Below are 17829 nucleotides of genomic sequence, written 5' to 3' on the forward strand. Positions count from 1 at the left end.
AACAATATAACATGCCTGTTGAGAATGTCTGTTATTCGCGCCACTGGCGCGAAAACATTTTTACTCTTCTTTTTCTTTCACCGGTGCTGGCGGTGGGCGCAAGCCGATTTCAGCAGTCAGCTTCAGCTCTTTGCCGTTGCGCATGACCTGGATTGTGACCTTGTCGGTCGGTTTGATTCGCGCCACCTGGTTCATCGAACGGCGACCATCGCCAGCCGGCTCACCATCTATACTCAGAATCACATCGCCCAGTTGCAGCCCGGCTTTCTGCGCCGGGCCGTCACGGAAGATCCCTGCGACGACAATCCCCGGGCGCCCGGACAAGCCAAACGACTCGGCCAGTTCCTGGGTCAGCGGTTGCACTTCGATGCCCAGCCAGCCACGAATTACCTGACCGTGCTCGATGATCGATTTCATCACTTCCATCGCCAGTTTCACCGGAATGGCAAAGCCGATACCTTGCGAGCCGCCGGACTTGGAGAAGATCGCCGTGTTGATGCCGGTGAGGTTGCCGTTGGCATCGACCAGCGCACCGCCGGAGTTGCCCGGGTTGATCGCCGCGTCGGTCTGGATGAAGTCTTCATAGTTGTTCAGCCCCAACTGATTACGGCCGGTGGCGCTGATGATGCCCATGGTCACGGTCTGGCCGACGCCGAACGGGTTGCCGATGGCCAGCGCAACGTCGCCGATGCGAATGCTGTCGGAGCGGCCAACGGTGATCGCCGGCAGGTTTTTCAGGTCTATCTTCAGGACAGCAAGGTCGGTTTCCGGATCGCTGCCGATCACCCGCGCGAGTGTTTCGCGACCATCCTTGAGCGCCACGACAATCTGGTCGGCGCCGCTGGTGACGTGGTTGTTGGTGAGGATGTAGCCTTCCGGGCTCATGATCACCCCGGAACCGAGGCTCGATTCCATGCGCTTCTGTTTCGGCGAGTTGTCACCGAAGAAGCGGCGGAACTGCGGATCCTCGAACAGAGGATGCGCCGGTTTGTTGATGACCTTGGTGGTGTACAGGTTGACCACCGACGGCGCGGCGATGCCCACCGCGTCCGCATAGGACACCGGCCCCTGTTGCACGATCGTTGTCTGTGGCGCCTGTTGCAGATTGACGTCGAGGCTCGGCAGCCCGACCCACTCGGGGTAACGCTGAATAATCAACAGAGCGATAAGCACACCGGCCAACAGCGGCCAGCCAAAAAAACGCAGCGCCTTGAGCATTAAGCACGTTCCTGGAAAGGTTGCAGGCGAGGTCAGACCGCCCATAATGTCGCGCATTATACGAGGCCGCGCGTGCCTCTGAACGGGATATTTAGGAGTCTGTCATGGCCGTTGCCCTCAGCACCCTCGTCGAAGAAGCCGACCGCTACCTGGCCAGTGCAAAAATTGCCGATTATTGCCCCAACGGATTGCAGGTCGAAGGCCGCCCGCAGGTGATGCGTATCGTCAGTGGCGTCACCGCCAGCCAGGCTTTACTGGACGCAGCCGTGGAAGCCGGGGCCGATCTGATCCTGGTCCACCACGGTTATTTCTGGAAAGGCGAAAACCCTTGCGTCACCGGCATGAAACAGCGCCGCTTGAAGACCCTGCTCAAGCACGACATCAGTCTGCTCGCTTATCACCTGCCGCTGGATCTGCACCCGGACGTCGGTAATAACGTGCAACTGGCGCGTCAGCTCGACATCACTGTCGAAGGGCCGCTGGACCCGAGCAACCCGAAAGTGGTCGGACTGGTCGGTTCGCTGAACGAGCCGATGACCGCGCGGGATTTCGCGCGCAAGGTGCAGGAAGTCATGGGCCGCGAGCCGCTGCTAATCGAAGGCAGCGGCATGATCCGCCGCGTCGGCTGGTGCACCGGTGGCGGGCAGGGTTATATCGATCAGGGCGTGGCGGCGGGTGTCGATCTGTTCATCAGCGGCGAGGCCTCCGAGCAGACTTTCCACAGTGCGCGGGAAAACGACATCAGCTTCATCGCCGCCGGCCACCACGCCACCGAACGCTATGGCGTGCAGGCGCTGGGCGAGTATCTGGCGAAGCGCTTTGCCCTTGAGCACATCTTCATCGATTGCCCCAACCCGATCTGACACATCGTTCGCTGTGTAGGAGCTGCCGAAGGCTGCGATCTTTTGATCTTGATCTTTAAAAACAAAATCAAAAGATCGCAGCCTTCGGCAGCTCCTACATGGGCCGGCGCGCCCAAACGAGTGGGCATATTCATATACCCTTTCGATCTAGTTGGCGTCCTGATTAGAAGAGGTCGCTGTGCTAGGATTCCCCGCTCGAACACGGCCCGCTGGCCGTTCATAAGAAAGCTTTCGTGAGTAGCCATGGTCGACAAACTGACGCATCTGAAACAGCTGGAGGCGGAAAGCATCCACATCATCCGCGAGGTGGCCGCCGAGTTCGATAACCCGGTGATGCTGTACTCCATCGGTAAAGACTCCGCCGTGATGCTGCACCTGGCACGCAAGGCGTTCTTCCCGGGCAAACTGCCGTTTCCGGTGATGCACGTCGACACCCGCTGGAAATTCCAGGAAATGTACAAGTTCCGCGACAAGATGGTCGAAGAACTGGGCCTGGACCTGATCACCCACATCAACCCCGATGGCGTGGCGCAGAACATCAACCCGTTCACCCACGGCAGCGCCAAGCACACCGACATCATGAAAACCGAAGGTCTGAAACAGGCACTCGACAAGCATGGTTTCGACGCAGCGTTCGGCGGCGCCCGTCGCGATGAAGAGAAATCCCGTGCCAAAGAGCGCGTGTACTCGTTCCGCGACAGCAAGCACCGCTGGGACCCGAAAAACCAGCGGCCCGAGCTGTGGAATGTCTACAACGGCAAGGTCAACAAGGGCGAATCCATCCGTGTGTTCCCGTTGTCGAACTGGACCGAGCTGGACATCTGGCAGTACATCTATCTCGAAGGCATCCCGATCGTGCCGCTGTACTTCGCCGCCGAGCGCGAAGTGATCGAGAAGAACGGCACGCTGATCATGATCGACGACGAGCGCATCCTCGAACACCTGTCCGACGAAGACAAAGCGCGCATCGTGAAAAAGAAAGTGCGGTTCCGCACCCTTGGCTGCTACCCGTTGACGGGCGCGGTGGAGTCCGAGGCCGAAAGCCTCACGGACATCATTCAGGAAATGCTCCTGACGCGAACTTCCGAGCGCCAGGGCCGGGTCATCGACCACGATGGCGCAGGCTCGATGGAAGACAAAAAACGTCAAGGTTACTTTTAAGCTTCGAGTTACAAGCGGCAAGCTGCAAGTTAAAGGCGGTATGAGTAGCTTTGCAGTTTGGCGCTTGCAGCCGGTTGCTGCGGGCCGGAATCGGATGACTCGTAATGGATTTCGAGAGACTGGTTGTATGGCAGCGAAGCAAATGTCTGGCGGTGAGGATTTTCAAAGAGTTTGCGCGGTGCGGGGATTTTGGATTCAAGGATCAGATCACCCGTTCTGCACTTTCAGTGCCTTCCAATATCGCTGAAGGCATGGAGCGTCGGAGTTGCAAAGAAAAGGTTCATTTTCTTTGGATTGCGAAAGCTTCTTGTGGAGAGCTGCGCACCCAGATCCTGATAGGCCGAGATATCGCTTACATCGCAGAACCACTGGCTGAAAATTGGATTATGGAGACCCGAGAGCTTTCTAGGATGCTGGTTGGGTTGATCAACAAAATTTCTGACTAGCTGTACGCCGACAAGCTTGCCGCTTGAAGCTTACAGCTTGGAGCTTGAATGCAATGAGCCATGCTTCTGATTTGATCAGCGAGGACATCCTCGCCTACCTGGGCCAGCACGAACGTAAAGAGCTGCTGCGCTTTTTGACCTGCGGTAATGTCGATGACGGCAAGAGCACCCTGATAGGGCGCCTGCTGCACGACTCGAAAATGATCTACGAAGATCACCTCGAAGCGATTACCCGCGATTCGAAGAAATCCGGCACCACCGGTGACGACATCGATCTGGCATTGCTGGTCGACGGCCTGCAGGCCGAGCGTGAGCAGGGCATCACCATTGATGTCGCCTACCGCTATTTCTCCACCGCCAAGCGCAAATTCATCATCGCCGACACCCCCGGCCATGAGCAGTACACCCGCAACATGGCCACCGGTGCGTCCACCTGTGACCTGGCGATCATTCTGGTCGATGCCCGTTACGGCGTGCAGACCCAGACCCGTCGCCACAGCTTCATCGCTTCGTTGCTGGGCATCAAACACATCGTCGTCGCCATCAACAAGATGGACCTGAAGGACTTCGACGAAGGCGTGTTCGAGTCGATCAAGGCCGACTACCTGAAATTCGCCGAAGGCTTGAAGATGAAGCCGACCAGCATGCACTTCGTGCCGATGTCTGCCCTCAAGGGCGACAACGTGGTGAACAAGTCCGAGCGCTCGCCCTGGTACACCGGCCAGTCGCTGATGGAAATTCTCGAGACCGTGGAAGTGGCGGGTGATCGCAATTTCACCGACCTGCGTTTCCCGGTGCAGTACGTCAACCGTCCGAACCTGAACTTCCGAGGTTTCGCCGGCACTCTGGCCAGCGGCATCGTGCACAAGGGCGACGAAGTCGTGGTGCTGCCATCCGGCAAGAGCAGCCGCGTGAAATCCATCGTCACTTTCGAAGGCGAGCTGGAACATGCAGGGCCTGGTCAAGCGGTGACGCTGACCATGGAAGACGAAATCGACATTTCCCGTGGCGACCTGCTGGTGCATGCCGACAACGTGCCGCCAGTCACCGACAGCTTCGAAGCGATGCTGGTGTGGATGGCTGAAGAGCCGATGCTGCCGGGCAAGAAATACGACATCAAACGCGCCACCAGTTACGTGCCGGGCTCGATCGCCAGCATCGTCAACAAGGTCGACGTCAACACCCTGGAAGAAGGCCCGGCGAGCGCGTTGCAGCTCAACGAAATCGGCAAGGTGAAGATCGCACTCGATGCACCGATCGCCCTCGACGGTTACGAAAGCAACCGCACCACCGGCGCGTTCATCGTCATCGATCGCCTGACCAACGGCACCGTGGGCGCCGGCATGATCGTCGCGCAGCCAGTGACGCACGGCACCGCCACGCATCACGGCAAACTGGCGCACGTGGCGACCGAGGAACGTGCCCAGCGCTTCGGCCAGCAACCGGCCACCGTGCTGTTCAGCGGCCTGTCGGGCGCGGGCAAAAGCACATTGGCGTATGCGGTCGAGCGCAAGCTGTTCGACATGGGCCGTGCGGTGTTTGTACTGGATGGTCAGAACCTGCGTCACGACCTCAACAAAGGTCTGCCACAGGATCGCGCTGGACGTACCGAGAACTGGCGTCGTGCCGCGCATGTCGCGCGTCAGTTCAACGAAGCGGGGCTGCTGACATTGGCCGCGTTCGTTGCGCCAAGTGCCGAAGGTCGCGAGCAGGCCAAGGAACTGATCGGCAAGGATCGCTTGCTGACGGTTTACGTGCAGGCCTCGCCAACCGTCTGCGCCGAGCGTGACCCGCAAGGTCTGTATGCCGCTGGCGGCGACAACATCCCGGGCGAATCCTTCCCGTACGACGTGCCGCTCAATGCCGATCTGGTGATCGATACGCAGTCGCTGAGTCTGGAAGAAAGCGTCAAGCAAGTGCTGGAGCTGTTGCGTCAGCGTGGCGCGATCTAAGCACTGAAGCAGCGACAAGCTTCCAGTTTCAAGCGGCAAGAAAAAGCCCGTCGATGAGCAATCATCGGCGGGCTTTTTTGTCGCTTTGAGAATGTCAAAAGATCGCAGCGTTCGGCAGCTCCTACAGGGTGTGCACCGATTCAATGTAGGAGCTGCCGAAGGCTGCGATCTTTTGATCTTTAACGCTTTGGATATTCGCGGTGCATCTGCTCCAGCAACGCATCCTTGTCCAGCCACAGCTGGTTGATCCAGCCCTGAAACTGCAAACGGTACTCGCCGTCCTGGTCGTAGTTCTTGCCGATGAACGCTGGTGGGATTTTGATTTCTTCAAAGTGCACCACCACATCGCGCACATTGCCGCAGAGCAAATCCCAGAACCCCGGACGCCCGGCCGGGTAGTGAATCGTCACGTTGACGATCGATTCCAGCTGTTCACCCATCGCATCGAGGACAAAGGCAATCCCGCCCGCCTTGGGCTTGAGCAGATACTTGAACGGTGATTGCTGCTGCGCATGCTTGCCTTCGGTGAAGCGTGTGCCTTCGACGAAGTTGAAAATCCCCACCGGGTTATGCCGGAATTTTGCGCAGGTCTTGCGCGTGGTCTCCAGATCCTTGCCTTTCTTCTCCGGATGTTTTTCCAGATACGCCTTGGAGTAGCGCTTCATGAACGGAAAGCCCAGCGCCCACCAGGCCAGACCAATCACCGGCACCCAGATCAACTCCTGCTTGAGAAAGAATTTCAGCGGTTGAATCCTGCGGTTGAGCACATATTGCAGCACCAGAATGTCCACCCAGCTCTGGTGATTGCTGGTGATCAGGTACGAGTGCTGATAGTCGAGACCTTGCAGGCCGCTGAGGTGCCAGCGGGTGCGCCGTACCAGATTCATCCAGCCCTTGTTGTTGCTGATCCACGCTTCGTGAGTGTGGCTCATCAGCCAACCGGCAATGCGCTGGGTAAAGGCAAACGGCAGGGCCTTGACCAGCGCCACGCAGAACAGGAACGAGCAGAGCAGAATCGTGTTGAGCGCCAACAGCAGCGAGGCGATCGCGCCGCGCACGGGTGCGGGTAGAAAATCCAGCATTTACACATCCATAGGTCGGTTGGCGGCTTGAATCGCAGTGAGCGCGATGGTGTAGACGATGTCATCGACTTGCGCGCCGCGCGGCAAGTCGTTTACCGGTTTGCGCAGGCCTTGCAGCATCGGCCCGAGGCTGACGCAATCGGCGCTGCGCTGTACGGCTTTGTGCGTGGTGTTGCCGGTGTTCAGATCGGGGAAGACAAACACTGTGGCGCGCCCGGCGACCTGACTGTTCGGCGCCAGTTGTCGGGCAACGTCGGCATTGGCGGCGGCGTCGTACTGCAGCGGGCCGTCGATCAGCAGCGAGTGTTGCTGTTCGTGAGCGAGCAGGGTCGCCTCGCGGACTTTCTCGACTTCTTCACCGCGCGCCGATTCGCCGCTGGAATAACTGATCATCGCCACCCGTGGGATGATGCCGAATGCCGCTGCTGAATCCGCGCTTTGCAGGGCGATCTCGGCCAGTTCGGCAGCGCTCGGGTGCGGGTTCATCACGCAGTCGCCGTAGACCAGCACTTCTTCCGGGAAGAGCATGAAGAACACCGACGACACCAGTGTGCAGCCCGGTGCGGTCTTGATCAGTTGCAAGGCCGGGCGGATGGTGTTGGCGGTGGTGTTGATCACCCCGGAGACCAGGCCGTCGACCTCGTCCAGCGCAAGCATCATAGTGCCGATCACCACGGTGTCTTCCAGCTGCTGCTCGGCCATCGGTGCATTGAGGCTTTTGCTTTTGCGCAGGGCGACCATCGGTTCGACGTAACGCTCGCGGATATGGTCCGGGTCGAGAATTTCCAGACCCGGCGGCAACACGATGCCTTGGGCGCGGGCGACCGCTTCGACGTCTTCGGGTTTGGCCAGCAGCACGCAGCGGGCGATCCCGCGTTCCTGACAGATTGCCGCCGCTTGCACGGTGAACGGCTCGCTGCCTTCAGGCAACACGATGCGCTTGTTCGCCGCTTGCGCACGCTGGATCAATTGATAACGGAACACCGCCGGTGACAGGCGCATCTCCCGAGGTGTACCGCAGCGCTGGTGCAGCCAGTTGGCGTCGAGATGGCTGGCGACGAAATCGGTGATGATCTCCGCGCGCTCGCGGTCATCGATGGGGATTTCCTTGTTCAGGCCGTTGAGCAGATTAGCGGTGTCGTACGAGCCGGTGCTCACCGACAACACCGGCAGCCCGGCCTGCAACGCGCCTCGGCACAGGTCCATGATGCGCGGGTCGGGCAGGGTGTCGCTGGTCAGCAGCAGGCCGGCCAGCGGCACGCCGTTGATCGCGGCAAGGCTGACGGCGAGGATGATGTCGTCGCGATCACCCGGCGTCACCACCAGCACGCCGGGCTTGAGCAGCTCGACGGTGTTGCGCATGGTCCGCGCGCAAATGATGATTTTGCTCATGCGCCGGGTTTCGTAGTCGCCGGCGTTGAGCACCTGCGCGCCCATCAGGTCGGCGACGTCGCGGGTGCGCGGCGCGTTGAGTTCAGGCTGAAACGGGATGCAGCCGAGCAGGCGGAAATCACCGCTGCGCAGCAACGGCGAATGCTCCTTCAGCCGCGTGGCGAAGGCCTCCATGCTCTCGTCGGTCTTGACCTTGTTGAGGATCACGCCGAGGACTTTCGGATCTTTCGGGCCACCGAATAGTTGAGCTTGAAGCTCGACCCGACCAGAGAGTTCGGCGAGGACTTCGTTTTCCGGCGCCGAAACCAGTATCACCTCGGCATCCAGACTCTTGGCCAAGTGCAGATTGACCCGCGCGGCGTAGCTGGCGCTGCGGGTCGGCACCATGCCCTCGACCACCAGCACATCCTTGCCGACCGCCGCCTGCTGATACAGGGCGATGATTTCTTCGAGCAACTCGTCGAGCTGACCGTCGCCGAGCATCCGCTCGACATGCGCCAGGCCCAACGGTTGCGGCGGTTTCAGGCCGTGGGTGCGCGCCACCAGTTCGGTGGAACGCTCGGGGCCGGTGTCGCCCGGATGCGGCTGGGCGATCGGTTTGAAGAAGCCGACTTTGAGGCCGGCGCGTTCAAGCGTGCGCACCAGCCCGAGGCTGATGGAGGTCAGACCCACGCCAAAATCGGTGGGGGCGATAAAAAAAGTTTGCATGGGAATTCTCTATGCAAGGGTGTCAGCCTATGTCTGGCCGACTACCGAAATTCAGTCGCCAAGGTTAGCGCTAACCGAGCCTTGTGCACACCAACCGCAGGCAAAGGGTTGACCTGTTTTTTCAATACGTTGCGCCGGATCCAGGACCCAGGGGCGGGTTTGCCACGGCGGCTGATGGCGCAGGTGCTGGGTGTGGCCACAGGAAAGCTCGACCACCCAATGGCCGTCTTCGTCCTGATGAAAGCCCATGATGGTCGAAACCCGTTTGTCCGGGTTGTGGTCGCTTTCACGCGATTGCTTCGCTAAACTTGGCCTTTCTATATTCTTATGCAAAAGGTCTCGCCCCATGCTGATCGCCGCCAATAAGGCTGTCTCCATCGACTATACCCTGACCAACGACGCTGGTGAGGTCATCGACAGCTCCGCCGGCGGCGCTCCGCTGGTCTACCTGCAAGGCGCAGGCAACATCATCCCGGGCCTGGAAAAAGCCCTCGAAGGCAAAGCCGTCGGCGACGAGCTGAAAGTGGCTGTTGAGCCGGAAGACGCTTACGGCGAATACGCCGCCGAGCTGGTCAGCACCCTGAGCCGCAGCATGTTCGAAGGCGTTGACGAGCTGGAAGTCGGCATGCAGTTCCACGCTTCGGCGCCGGATGGCCAGATGCAGATCGTCACCATCCGTGATCTGGACGGCGACGACGTCACTGTCGACGGCAACCACCCGTTGGCCGGTCAGCGCCTGAACTTCGAAGTGAAGATCGTTGATATCCGTGACGCCAGCCAGGAAGAAATCGCCCATGGTCACGTCCATGGCGAAGGTGGCCATCACCACTGATTTTCTGCGCTAAGCTTCGAGTACTGAAGAGGCGCCTGTGGGCGCCTTTTTAGTCCGCGGCTGTCCCTGGTGGCCTCGCCAAGTGGCTGTTTCGAGTAGAACACGAGAATCCTGGAGTTCGGCATGAGTGCTTTTCACGACCTTAAGTTGACAGCCCTGGATGGTCAGGAGCTACCGCTGGCGCCGTTCAAGGGCCAAGTCGTGCTGGTGGTCAACGTGGCCTCCAAATGCGGCTTGACCCCCCAGTACGCGGCACTGGAAAACCTCTACCAGCAATACAAAGACAAAGGCTTTACTGTGCTGGGCCTGCCATGCAACCAGTTTGCCGGACAGGAGCCAGGCTCGGAAAAGGAAATCCAGGAGTTCTGCAGTCTCAACTATGGCGTGACGTTCCCGTTGTCGAGCAAGCTCGAAGTCAACGGCCACGAGCGGCATCAGTTGTATCGCCTGCTGGCGGGCGAGGGCGCCGAGTTTCCCGGTGATATCACCTGGAATTTCGAGAAGTTCCTGCTCGGCAAGGACGGCCGGGTGCTGGCACGGTTCTCGCCGCGTACGGCGCCGGATGATCCGACCATCGTGCATGCGATTGAAAAAGCGCTGAGCTGAAAAGCAGGATCAAGAGATCGCAGCCTTCGGCAGCTCCTACAGGGGGAACACAAATCCCGTGTAGGAGCTGCCGAAGGCTGCGATCTTTTGCTTTTCAATCTTTTGATCCTTAATCACCAAAATCAATAATGCTGTTCATCAGGATCGGCTGCTCATATTATCGTCGTCATATCGATTCATGCCTGTCGCCAACGTTTTCGTGGAGCCTCCCGATGCCTGTTCAAGCCCTGTTCAAACCATTCCACCTCGGTGCCCTCGAACTGCCGACCCGCGTGGTCATGGCGCCAATGACCCGCTCGTTCTCGCCGGGCGGCGTGCCCAATTCCAAGGTCATCGAGTATTACCGCCGTCGCGCGGCCGCTGGCGTTGGTTTGATCATCACCGAAGGCACCACGGTCGGCCACATCGCGTCCAACGGCTATCCGAATGTGCCGCAATTCTTCGGTGATGCACCCTTGGCCGGCTGGAAAAAAGTGGTCGACGCCGTGCACGCCGAGGGCGGCAAGATTGTCCCGCAACTGTGGCATGTCGGCAGCGTACGCCGCCTCGGCACCGAGCCGGACGCCAGCGTGCCGGGTTACGGCCCGTCGGAAAAACTCAAGGACGGTCAGGTCGTGGTTCACGGCATGACCAAACAGGACATCCAGGACGTGATCGCCGCGTTTGCCCAGGCTGCCAAAGATGCGCAGAGCATCGGCATGGACGGTGTGGAAATCCACGGCGCCCACGGCTATCTGGTCGATCAGTTCTTCTGGGAAGGCAGCAACCAGCGCACCGACGAATACGGCGGCAGCCTGGCCAACCGTTCGCGTTTTGCCATCGAACTGATTCAAGCGGTGCGCGCGGCGGTCGGTGAAGGCTTCCCGATCATCTTCCGCTTCTCGCAATGGAAGCAGCAGGATTACACCGCGCGTCTGGTGCAGACCCCCGAAGCGCTGGGCGAGTTTCTTCAGCCGCTGTCTGACGCTGGCGTGGACATTTTCCACTGCTCGACCCGCCGCTTCTGGGAGCCGGAGTTCGACGGCTCGGATCTGAACCTCGCCGGCTGGACGCGCAAGCTGACTGGCAAACCGACCATCACCGTGGGCAGCGTCGGCCTGGACGGTGAGTTTCTGCAGTTCATGGTCAACACCGACAAGGTCGCACAACCGGCCAGTCTGGAAAACCTGCTGGAGCGTCTGAACAAAGAGGAGTTCGACCTGGTGGCGGTGGGCCGTGCGCTGTTGGTCGATCCGGACTGGGCGCAGAAAGTCCGCGAAGGACGTGAGCAGGAAATCTTGCCGTTCAGCCGAGAGGCGTTGATGACCTTGGTCTAAGCGACGCCAGTTCGAACCATTCGCGCGCAGGCTCGCTCCCACCCTTGATCGCATGAATGCGGTGCCCATGTGGGAGCGAGCCTGCTCGCGAAAGCTGTTTTTATGTCGACGAAAATCTAAAGTTGTGTCTGCGCCCGAGGAATCACTTGCTCCCCCACACAAGCCCCACGCAAATACCCCTCGAACTGCTCGATAATCGCTCCCCAGCCCTGGCGACTGCCATGCTGTCGCGCATTCAGCCTGACGCAACGCAAGCGCTCATCCTCTTCCATCAACCACACCGCCGCCTCGCAAAAGGCCTGCTCATCGCCGGGCATGGCTGACACGCCGTTGTAGCCATGGCGAATATGCTGCGCCGCCGCTGCCTGATCATAAGCCACTACGCCGAGTCCCGAGGCCAAGGCCTCCAGCACCACATTGCCGAAAGTTTCGGTCAGGCTGGGAAAGACAAAAAGATCCCCGGAGGCATAGTGGGCCGCCAGCGTTTCCCCACGCTGCGCGCCGCAGAAGATCGCTTCCGGTAATTCTTTTTCCAGCGCCGAACGCTGGGGGCCGTCACCGACCACGATCAGTTTCAGATGGCGCTGTGGATAAGTTTCCCGCAGGGTCTCGAAGCAACGTTTGAGCAGCCCCAGATTCTTCTCCGGGGCGAGCCGCCCTACGTGAATCACGGCGATATCCTGCTCGGACAGTCCCCATTGCTCACGCAACGCATTCTGCCGTTTGCTCGGGTGAAACAACTGGCTGTCGACACCCCGCGACAACAACGCCAAGCGCTCGAAGTGCCGGCGCTCCAGCTCCAGGCGCTGACTGACGCTTGGCACCAGGGTCATTGCCGAGCGATTGTGAAACCAGCGCAAATAATGGGTGAGCATTCGCGTCAGCAGACTGAGGCCGTATTGGCTGGTGTATTGCTGAAAGTTGGTGTGGAAACCGCTCACCACCGCAATCCCCAGGCGCCGTGCTGCACGCAATGCCGACAAACCGAGCGGGCCTTCCGTGGCGATATACAGCACATCCGGACGTTGGCGTTTCCAGCGGCGCAGCAATTTGTGCATCGACGACTGGCCCCATTGCAGCCCCGGATAGCCCGGCAGTGGCCATCCGCGACACAGCAACAGCGCATCGTCCTCGCTGCGCTGCGGGTCGCTGGCCTGACGCGGGCGCACCAGCTCCACCTGATGGCCGCGCGCGCGCAAGCCCTCGCACAAACGGCCAAGGGTATTGGCCACGCCGTTGATTTCCGGTGGGAAGGTTTCGCTGATGAGGGTGATGTGTAGAGCTGTCGTCATGACCTCAGTGTCGGCTGAGGCCATGTCGACGTTGTGACGTTCAGATGATGGATTTGTGACGCAGTCAGTGCTGCGTCACCAGATTCTCGGCGCCACGTTCGCGCACCCAGAACAGCGTGGCCCCGGCCACCGCCGCCGGCATCATCAGGATGTTCACCACTGGGATCAGCAGCACCAGATAAACGATCCCGCCAAAGCTCATGCTCTGCCAGCGCTTCTGCCGCAGCCAGGCGAGCATCTCGTTCCAGCCGAGTTTATGGTTGTCCGCCGGATAGTCGATGTACTGGATCGCCATCATCCATACACCAAACAACAGCCACAGCGGCGCGGCAATGATATTCACCACCGGGATGAACGAGAGGATGAACAGGCCGATGGCGCGCGGCAGAAAATAACCGAGCTTGCGCATTTCCCGGGCCAGGGTGCGCGGGATCATCGCGATCAGTTCGCCCCAACTGAATGCCGGGAAATCATCGGTACCGCGCACCACCACTTCGACTTTCTCCGCGAGGAAGCCGTTGAACGGTGCGGCAATAATGTTGGCGAGCATGGTGAAGGAGAAGAACACCATCAGCGCCACCAGCACCACGAACAGCGGCCAGAGGATATAGCTGAGGAAACTCAGCCATTCAGGCAACGACGGCATCAGCGTATCGACCCACAGGCTGAACTGGTGGCCGGCCAGATAGATCAATCCGACGAACAGCACCAGGTTGATCGCCAGCGGCAGCAGCACGAACAGGCGCAAGCCTGGGCTCAAGACCAGTTTGAGGCCTTCGCGCAGGTATTGCGGGCCGGACAGAACGGGGGCGGGCATAAGGTGCTCCGAAGCTAAGGAAAACGCGCCGACGTTACCGACTTTGTCACAGCGGCGAAAGCGTGGCAGAGCAATCGACATTCACTGTAACAAAGAGGTCTATCTCGTCAGCGTCTCGGCATAGAGACCACCTATGAGCTGGATTGTTAAACCGTATTTCCTTAATCTTGCCCCCCTCGATACGCTGCACCCAACTTTTTACAGGACTGTCGAGTTAAGCCTTCCCCAAGGTGTCCACAGTCCTTTTTTATTCCGCCGGCCGTCCGGCGTCCGCGCCAGATTTTTCATGGCCGGCCAACAGGAGCAGATTCATGTCTGAAGTCCGTCATTCGCGAGTGATCATTCTTGGTTCCGGCCCCGCCGGTTACAGCGCTGCGGTCTACGCGGCCCGCGCCAACCTCAAGCCTCTGCTGATCACCGGCATGCAGGCCGGCGGTCAACTGACCACCACCACCGAAGTCGACAACTGGCCGGGCGATGTGCACGGCCTGACCGGCCCGGTGCTGATGGAGCGCATGCGCGAGCACGCCGAGCGTTTTGAGACCGAGATCGTTTTCGATCACATCAACGCTGTGGACTTCGCTGCCAAGCCCTACACCCTGACCGGCGATAGCGCGGTCTACACCTGTGACGCGCTGATCATCGCCACCGGCGCCAGCGCCCGCTACCTGGGCCTGCCGTCGGAAGAGGCGTTCATGGGCAAAGGCGTGTCGGCCTGCGCGACCTGCGACGGTTTCTTCTACCGTAACAAGCCGGTCGCCGTGGTTGGCGGTGGCAACACTGCGGTTGAGGAAGCGCTGTATCTGGCCAACATCGCCAGCACCGTGACCCTTATCCACCGTCGCGAAACCTTCCGCGCCGAGAAAATCCTGATCGACAAGCTCAACGCCCGTGTGGCTGAAGGCAAGATCATCCTCAAGTTGAACGCCAACCTGGACGAAGTCCTCGGCGACAACATGGGCGTCACCGGCGCGCGTCTGCGCAACAACGATGGCAGCTTCGACGAGATCAAAGTCGACGGCGTGTTCATCGCCATCGGCCACACCCCGAACACTTCGCTGTTCGAAGGCCAGCTTACCCTCAAGGACGGCTATCTGGTGGTGCACGGTGGCCGTGAAGGCAACGCAACGGCCACCAGCGTCGAAGGCATCTTCGCCGCCGGTGACGTGGCTGACCACGTTTACCGTCAGGCCATCACCTCGGCCGGCGCTGGTTGCATGGCGGCACTCGACACCGAGCGCTACCTGGACGGCCTGCAGAACGCCACGTTCTAAGACCCCAGGGTACAAAAAAACCGGCCAGAGATTGGCCGGTTTTTTTGTGCTCGCTATTCACCGCCACCACCTATCCAGTGTGGGAGCGAGCCTGCTCGCGAAAGCGGTCTATCAGTCGACATCAACGATGAATGTCAGTCCGTCTTCGCGAGCAGGCTCGCTCCCACAGGGGTTATGGGTGGCTTTGGGATCAGCGGCGGGTCAGGGGTTGTGTGGTGAATTTCACGCCCGCCAGACCATGCTTGATCAACGCGCGAATATTGCCGTGATCACTGCCCTCAGGCGTCGCCAGCACCGAGCGGTAATGCTCGCCGAACGCCAGCAGCGTTTCTTCATCGCTCAGACCTTCCAGCAGGGCCAGGCCCAGTGTCTTGCACGAACCTTCGTTCTGCCCGGCAGCGTTTTCCACACCGCCGTTATTGAACGCCTGAGGCTGGTAGTGGTAACCGGCGGCGATGAACGCCAGGGTGTCGGCGAAAGCATGTTCGCCGCTCTTGAGGCTGGCGCGCAGGGTGTTCAGATCAGTCATTGGGTTTTCCTTTGGCGAACGCCGCTTGCTGTTCGGCGCTGGCTTCTTGCTGGTATTGGGCTTTCCACTCGGCGTAGGGCATGCCGTACACCACTTCGCGGGCGTCATCGAGGCTGACCTCGATCTGACGTTGATCGGCTTCGGCCTTGTACCACTTCGACAGGCAGTTGCGGCAGAACCCGGCGAGGTTCATCAGATCGATGTTCTGCACGTCCTTGCGGCTGTCGAGGTGAGCGACCAGTCGGCGGAAGGCGGCGGCTTCGAGTTCCAGGCGTTGTTGCTCGGTCATAGGGGTCTCTGCGAGACAGCTTCAAGCGGCAAGCTTCAAGCTGCAAGATGGATCGGGGTCGGCTGTTAGCTTACCGTTTGAAGCTTGAAGCTTGAAGCTTGAAGCTTGAAGCTTAGCGGCTCGCCGCGAGCGTAATCGATACCGACTCGGCAAAGCGCAGCGCGTGTGGTTTGTCGACTTCGACTTCGGCGTACAGCACCGATGCGTTGGTCATCACCAGATCGAGCAATTCTTGCGTCAGGCGCTCGAGCAGGGCGAAACGGTTGCCTTCGACGTGGGCGATGATCGCTTTGGTGATGGTGCGGTAATTCAGCGCATGGTCGATATCGTTGTCGCGCACCGCTTCCTGTGCCGCGTACAGAATGGTCAGGTTGATCAGCACATCCTGCTTGTTGAGGATTTCGTCCTCGTTGATGCCGATAAAGGTGCGCAGGCGCAGATCCTTGACCCGGATGCGCGCCATTCCCGGTTGAAGTTGTGGCATTGATTTGCTCCGTCCAATCTATAGCAGGCGTTCTGGTGGATCTTACTCGACTCGCAGCCGAAGCGGGACGGCCTATTTGACGTGCCGGCCGCCGTTGACGGTCAGGGTCGTGCCGGTGACATAAGGATTGTCGAGCAGATAGCGCAGGCTCTGGTAGATCACCTCGCTGCCGGGCTCGATGCCCAGCGCGGATTTGGCCAGCGCCCTGGCGCGGTACGCAGCGTCGTCGTCAGGGTTGAACAGCACCAGTGCCGGAGCGATGCCGTTGACCTTGATGGCGGGCGCAAAGCGCGCGGCAAACGACAGGGTCAGGCTGTCAAGGCCGGCCTTGCTGGCGCAATAACCGATGTGTTTGCTGCTGCCCTTGCGGGTGACGTCGTCGCTGATGTGGACGATGTCGGCCGGCGTCGAGCGCTGCAGCAACTCGGCGCAATTCAAATTGATCAGGTAAGGCGCGAGCATGTGAATGTTGAACATGCGATTGAAGGCTTCAGCTTCGCTGCCTTGGGTTTCCGCCAGCCATTCAGAGGCGTTGTGCACAATCGCGCGCAAACTGTCGGTATGCGCTTTCAGCGCGTCGATGAAGGCAAGAATACCGGCTTCGCTGGAGAAGTCCGCGTACAGGCCTGTCGCGCCCAGATCGCGCAATCGCTGCACATCCGGGCGTTCGGTTCGGTACGTGAAGATGACTCGATGGCCATCCTCGATCAAGCGCTGCGCGCAGTGCAAACCGACACGCTGGCCGGCGCCGGTGATGAGGATCGGGGCTGGGGAGTCTGGCATGGGCGGCTCGCATCGCGGTTGAAGCGAAAACTATAACAGGCTCGCCGCCCGCTGCAGATCAGCGATTCTGTGCCGACGCTGTGGCCGCCAGTGGCCGCGTCGGCGTGCTGTTCAACCAGTTCGCCAGCAGGCGCGTCGATAACGGGATGAAGAAATACACCATCAGCGGTGTCAGGCACGCCGTGCCGATCAATATGCGTGGCAACAGGCTCAGCTCAGCGAGCAGCGGGCCGAGGACAAAGTTGAAAATCAGCGACACCGGGAAAAATGCCAGCCAGATTGCAACGGCCTGTTTCCAGCGCGGTGGACGTTGTCCGGCGGCGCCAAACCAGCCTTCAATGCCGCTGACACGATGTTCTTTGGGGTGTTCGAAAAGATCGCTGCCGCGGTTCAGCCAGGCGGTACGCGACGCCGAGTATTCCCACGCATGCAGCGTCTGTTCATCGACAAAGCGGAAAATGATCTGAAATTCGTTATCGCCTGGCGGCGGCGCAAGCACGCCGGAGCCGAGGTAGCCGGGAAAGTCGGTAGCCAATTGTTCGCCTTCGCGAAGCCAGGCGATCAGATCGTGATAGCGGCCATCGGCGACGCGACGCGCTACCATCAGCGTGACGGGGGAAGTAGACATTTTGTATCTCCGTATTTCGAATGCGTCGCTCCGGGTAAGAGCTTCGCCTGACGCAGTCCGGGGTAGAGGCCTGCGCTTCACAGCAAGCAAGGATTATTCCTGATTTTGTCGATTAAACCAGCGACGTTCGTCGTAGATCTTTACTTGAACGTTTGCT

General features: G+C 59.8%; 19 protein-coding genes. 8 read left to right on the forward strand and 11 right to left on the reverse strand.

Annotation, left to right across the window (positions count from 1 at the left end; all coding sequences use genetic code 11):
- Positions 1 to 60 precede the first annotated feature (60 nt).
- A complete protein-coding gene (gene algW / locus GXB78_RS14470) occupies positions 61 to 1218 on the reverse strand; it encodes a Do family serine endopeptidase AlgW (RefSeq protein ID WP_016770590.1) in 1158 nt (385 codons plus the stop codon).
- 104 nt (positions 1219 to 1322) lie between these two features.
- Between algW and GXB78_RS14475 the strand changes: the two genes are divergently transcribed.
- From GXB78_RS14475 to cysN, 4 genes are all read left to right on the forward strand, one after another.
- Positions 1323 to 2081 carry a Nif3-like dinuclear metal center hexameric protein gene (locus GXB78_RS14475; RefSeq protein ID WP_329515854.1) on the forward strand — a complete coding sequence of 253 codons (759 nt, stop codon included), beginning with the start codon at positions 1323 to 1325 and terminating at the stop codon, positions 2079 to 2081.
- Between the two features lie 243 nt (positions 2082 to 2324).
- Entirely contained in the window at positions 2325 to 3242 is a 918-nt protein-coding gene (gene cysD, locus GXB78_RS14480; RefSeq protein WP_007912374.1) for a sulfate adenylyltransferase subunit CysD, read from the forward strand.
- Positions 3243 to 3346: 104 nt separating this feature from the next.
- A complete protein-coding gene (locus GXB78_RS14485; RefSeq protein ID WP_039759341.1) occupies positions 3347 to 3688 on the forward strand; it encodes a four helix bundle protein in 342 nt (113 codons plus the stop codon).
- 53 nt (positions 3689 to 3741) lie between these two features.
- Complete coding sequence (gene cysN / locus GXB78_RS14490; protein WP_329515855.1) at positions 3742 to 5640, forward strand: sulfate adenylyltransferase subunit CysN; 1899 nt, start codon at positions 3742 to 3744, stop codon at positions 5638 to 5640.
- A 179-nt stretch (positions 5641 to 5819) separates the two neighbouring features.
- On the opposite strand, the gene GXB78_RS14495 is transcribed toward cysN, so the two are convergent.
- The 3 genes from GXB78_RS14495 to GXB78_RS14505 are packed head-to-tail and all read right to left on the reverse strand — an operon-like array spanning position 5820 to position 9200.
- Complete coding sequence (locus GXB78_RS14495) at positions 5820 to 6722, reverse strand: acyltransferase (RefSeq protein ID WP_329515856.1); 903 nt, start codon at positions 6720 to 6722, stop codon at positions 5820 to 5822.
- Positions 6723 to 8822 carry a phosphate acetyltransferase gene (gene pta, locus GXB78_RS14500; protein WP_329515857.1) on the reverse strand — a complete coding sequence of 700 codons (2100 nt, stop codon included), beginning with the start codon at positions 8820 to 8822 and terminating at the stop codon, positions 6723 to 6725.
- A 51-nt stretch (positions 8823 to 8873) separates the two neighbouring features.
- Positions 8874 to 9200 carry a DUF3565 domain-containing protein gene (locus GXB78_RS14505; RefSeq protein WP_329515858.1) on the reverse strand — a complete coding sequence of 109 codons (327 nt, stop codon included), beginning with the start codon at positions 9198 to 9200 and terminating at the stop codon, positions 8874 to 8876.
- Here GXB78_RS14505 and GXB78_RS14510 point away from each other — a divergent pair.
- The 3 genes from GXB78_RS14510 to GXB78_RS14520 all read left to right on the forward strand — a co-directional run bounded on the left by GXB78_RS14510 (position 9169) and on the right by GXB78_RS14520 (position 11576).
- Entirely contained in the window at positions 9169 to 9654 is a 486-nt protein-coding gene (locus GXB78_RS14510; protein WP_016771661.1) for an FKBP-type peptidyl-prolyl cis-trans isomerase, read from the forward strand. The genes GXB78_RS14505 and GXB78_RS14510 overlap by 32 nt on opposite strands.
- A 123-nt stretch (positions 9655 to 9777) precedes the next feature.
- The gene (locus tag GXB78_RS14515; RefSeq protein WP_253499088.1) at positions 9778 to 10260 is read left to right on the forward strand and encodes a glutathione peroxidase; all 483 of its coding nucleotides are present in this window, start codon (positions 9778 to 9780) and stop codon (positions 10258 to 10260) included.
- Positions 10261 to 10472: 212 nt separating this feature from the next.
- Complete coding sequence (locus tag GXB78_RS14520; RefSeq protein ID WP_329515859.1) at positions 10473 to 11576, forward strand: NADH:flavin oxidoreductase; 1104 nt, start codon at positions 10473 to 10475, stop codon at positions 11574 to 11576.
- Between the two features lie 116 nt (positions 11577 to 11692).
- Here GXB78_RS14520 and GXB78_RS14525 read toward each other — a convergent pair whose 3' ends face one another.
- Together GXB78_RS14525 and cysZ are read right to left on the reverse strand one after the other, a co-directional pair.
- Positions 11693 to 12892 carry a glycosyltransferase family 4 protein gene (locus tag GXB78_RS14525; RefSeq protein ID WP_329515860.1) on the reverse strand — a complete coding sequence of 400 codons (1200 nt, stop codon included), beginning with the start codon at positions 12890 to 12892 and terminating at the stop codon, positions 11693 to 11695.
- A 40-nt stretch (positions 12893 to 12932) separates the two neighbouring features.
- Positions 12933 to 13685 (reverse strand): sulfate transporter CysZ, encoded by a 753-nt coding sequence (gene cysZ / locus GXB78_RS14530; protein WP_329515861.1) that lies wholly within the window; start codon positions 13683 to 13685, stop codon positions 12933 to 12935.
- 311 nt (positions 13686 to 13996) lie between these two features.
- Between cysZ and trxB the strand changes: the two genes are divergently transcribed.
- The gene (gene trxB / locus GXB78_RS14535; protein WP_042607647.1) at positions 13997 to 14959 is read left to right on the forward strand and encodes a thioredoxin-disulfide reductase; all 963 of its coding nucleotides are present in this window, start codon (positions 13997 to 13999) and stop codon (positions 14957 to 14959) included.
- Between the two features lie 190 nt (positions 14960 to 15149).
- Here trxB and GXB78_RS14540 read toward each other — a convergent pair whose 3' ends face one another.
- The 5 genes from GXB78_RS14540 to GXB78_RS14560 all read right to left on the reverse strand — a co-directional run bounded on the left by GXB78_RS14540 (position 15150) and on the right by GXB78_RS14560 (position 17672).
- Positions 15150 to 15488, reverse strand: a complete 339-nt coding sequence (locus GXB78_RS14540; RefSeq protein ID WP_329515862.1) for a HopJ type III effector protein — start codon at positions 15486 to 15488, stop codon at positions 15150 to 15152.
- Positions 15481 to 15777, reverse strand: coding sequence for a DUF1244 domain-containing protein (locus GXB78_RS14545; protein WP_039759325.1), 297 nt, complete (start codon positions 15775 to 15777; stop codon positions 15481 to 15483). Before GXB78_RS14545 ends, GXB78_RS14540 begins: the two co-directional genes overlap by 8 nt.
- A 112-nt stretch (positions 15778 to 15889) precedes the next feature.
- Positions 15890 to 16261 (reverse strand): dihydroneopterin triphosphate 2'-epimerase, encoded by a 372-nt coding sequence (folX, locus tag GXB78_RS14550; protein ID WP_016771653.1) that lies wholly within the window; start codon positions 16259 to 16261, stop codon positions 15890 to 15892.
- Positions 16262 to 16333: 72 nt separating this feature from the next.
- Positions 16334 to 17044 (reverse strand): dihydromonapterin reductase, encoded by a 711-nt coding sequence (gene folM / locus GXB78_RS14555; RefSeq protein WP_329515863.1) that lies wholly within the window; start codon positions 17042 to 17044, stop codon positions 16334 to 16336.
- A 58-nt stretch (positions 17045 to 17102) separates the two neighbouring features.
- Entirely contained in the window at positions 17103 to 17672 is a 570-nt protein-coding gene (locus GXB78_RS14560; RefSeq protein ID WP_329515864.1) for an antibiotic biosynthesis monooxygenase, read from the reverse strand.
- Positions 17673 to 17829: the final 157 nt, after the last annotated feature.

Origin of the sequence: Pseudomonas moraviensis subsp. stanleyae (assembly GCF_036283065.1) — a bacterium.
Taxonomy (GTDB): Bacteria; Pseudomonadota; Gammaproteobacteria; order Pseudomonadales; family Pseudomonadaceae; genus Aquipseudomonas; species Aquipseudomonas stanleyae.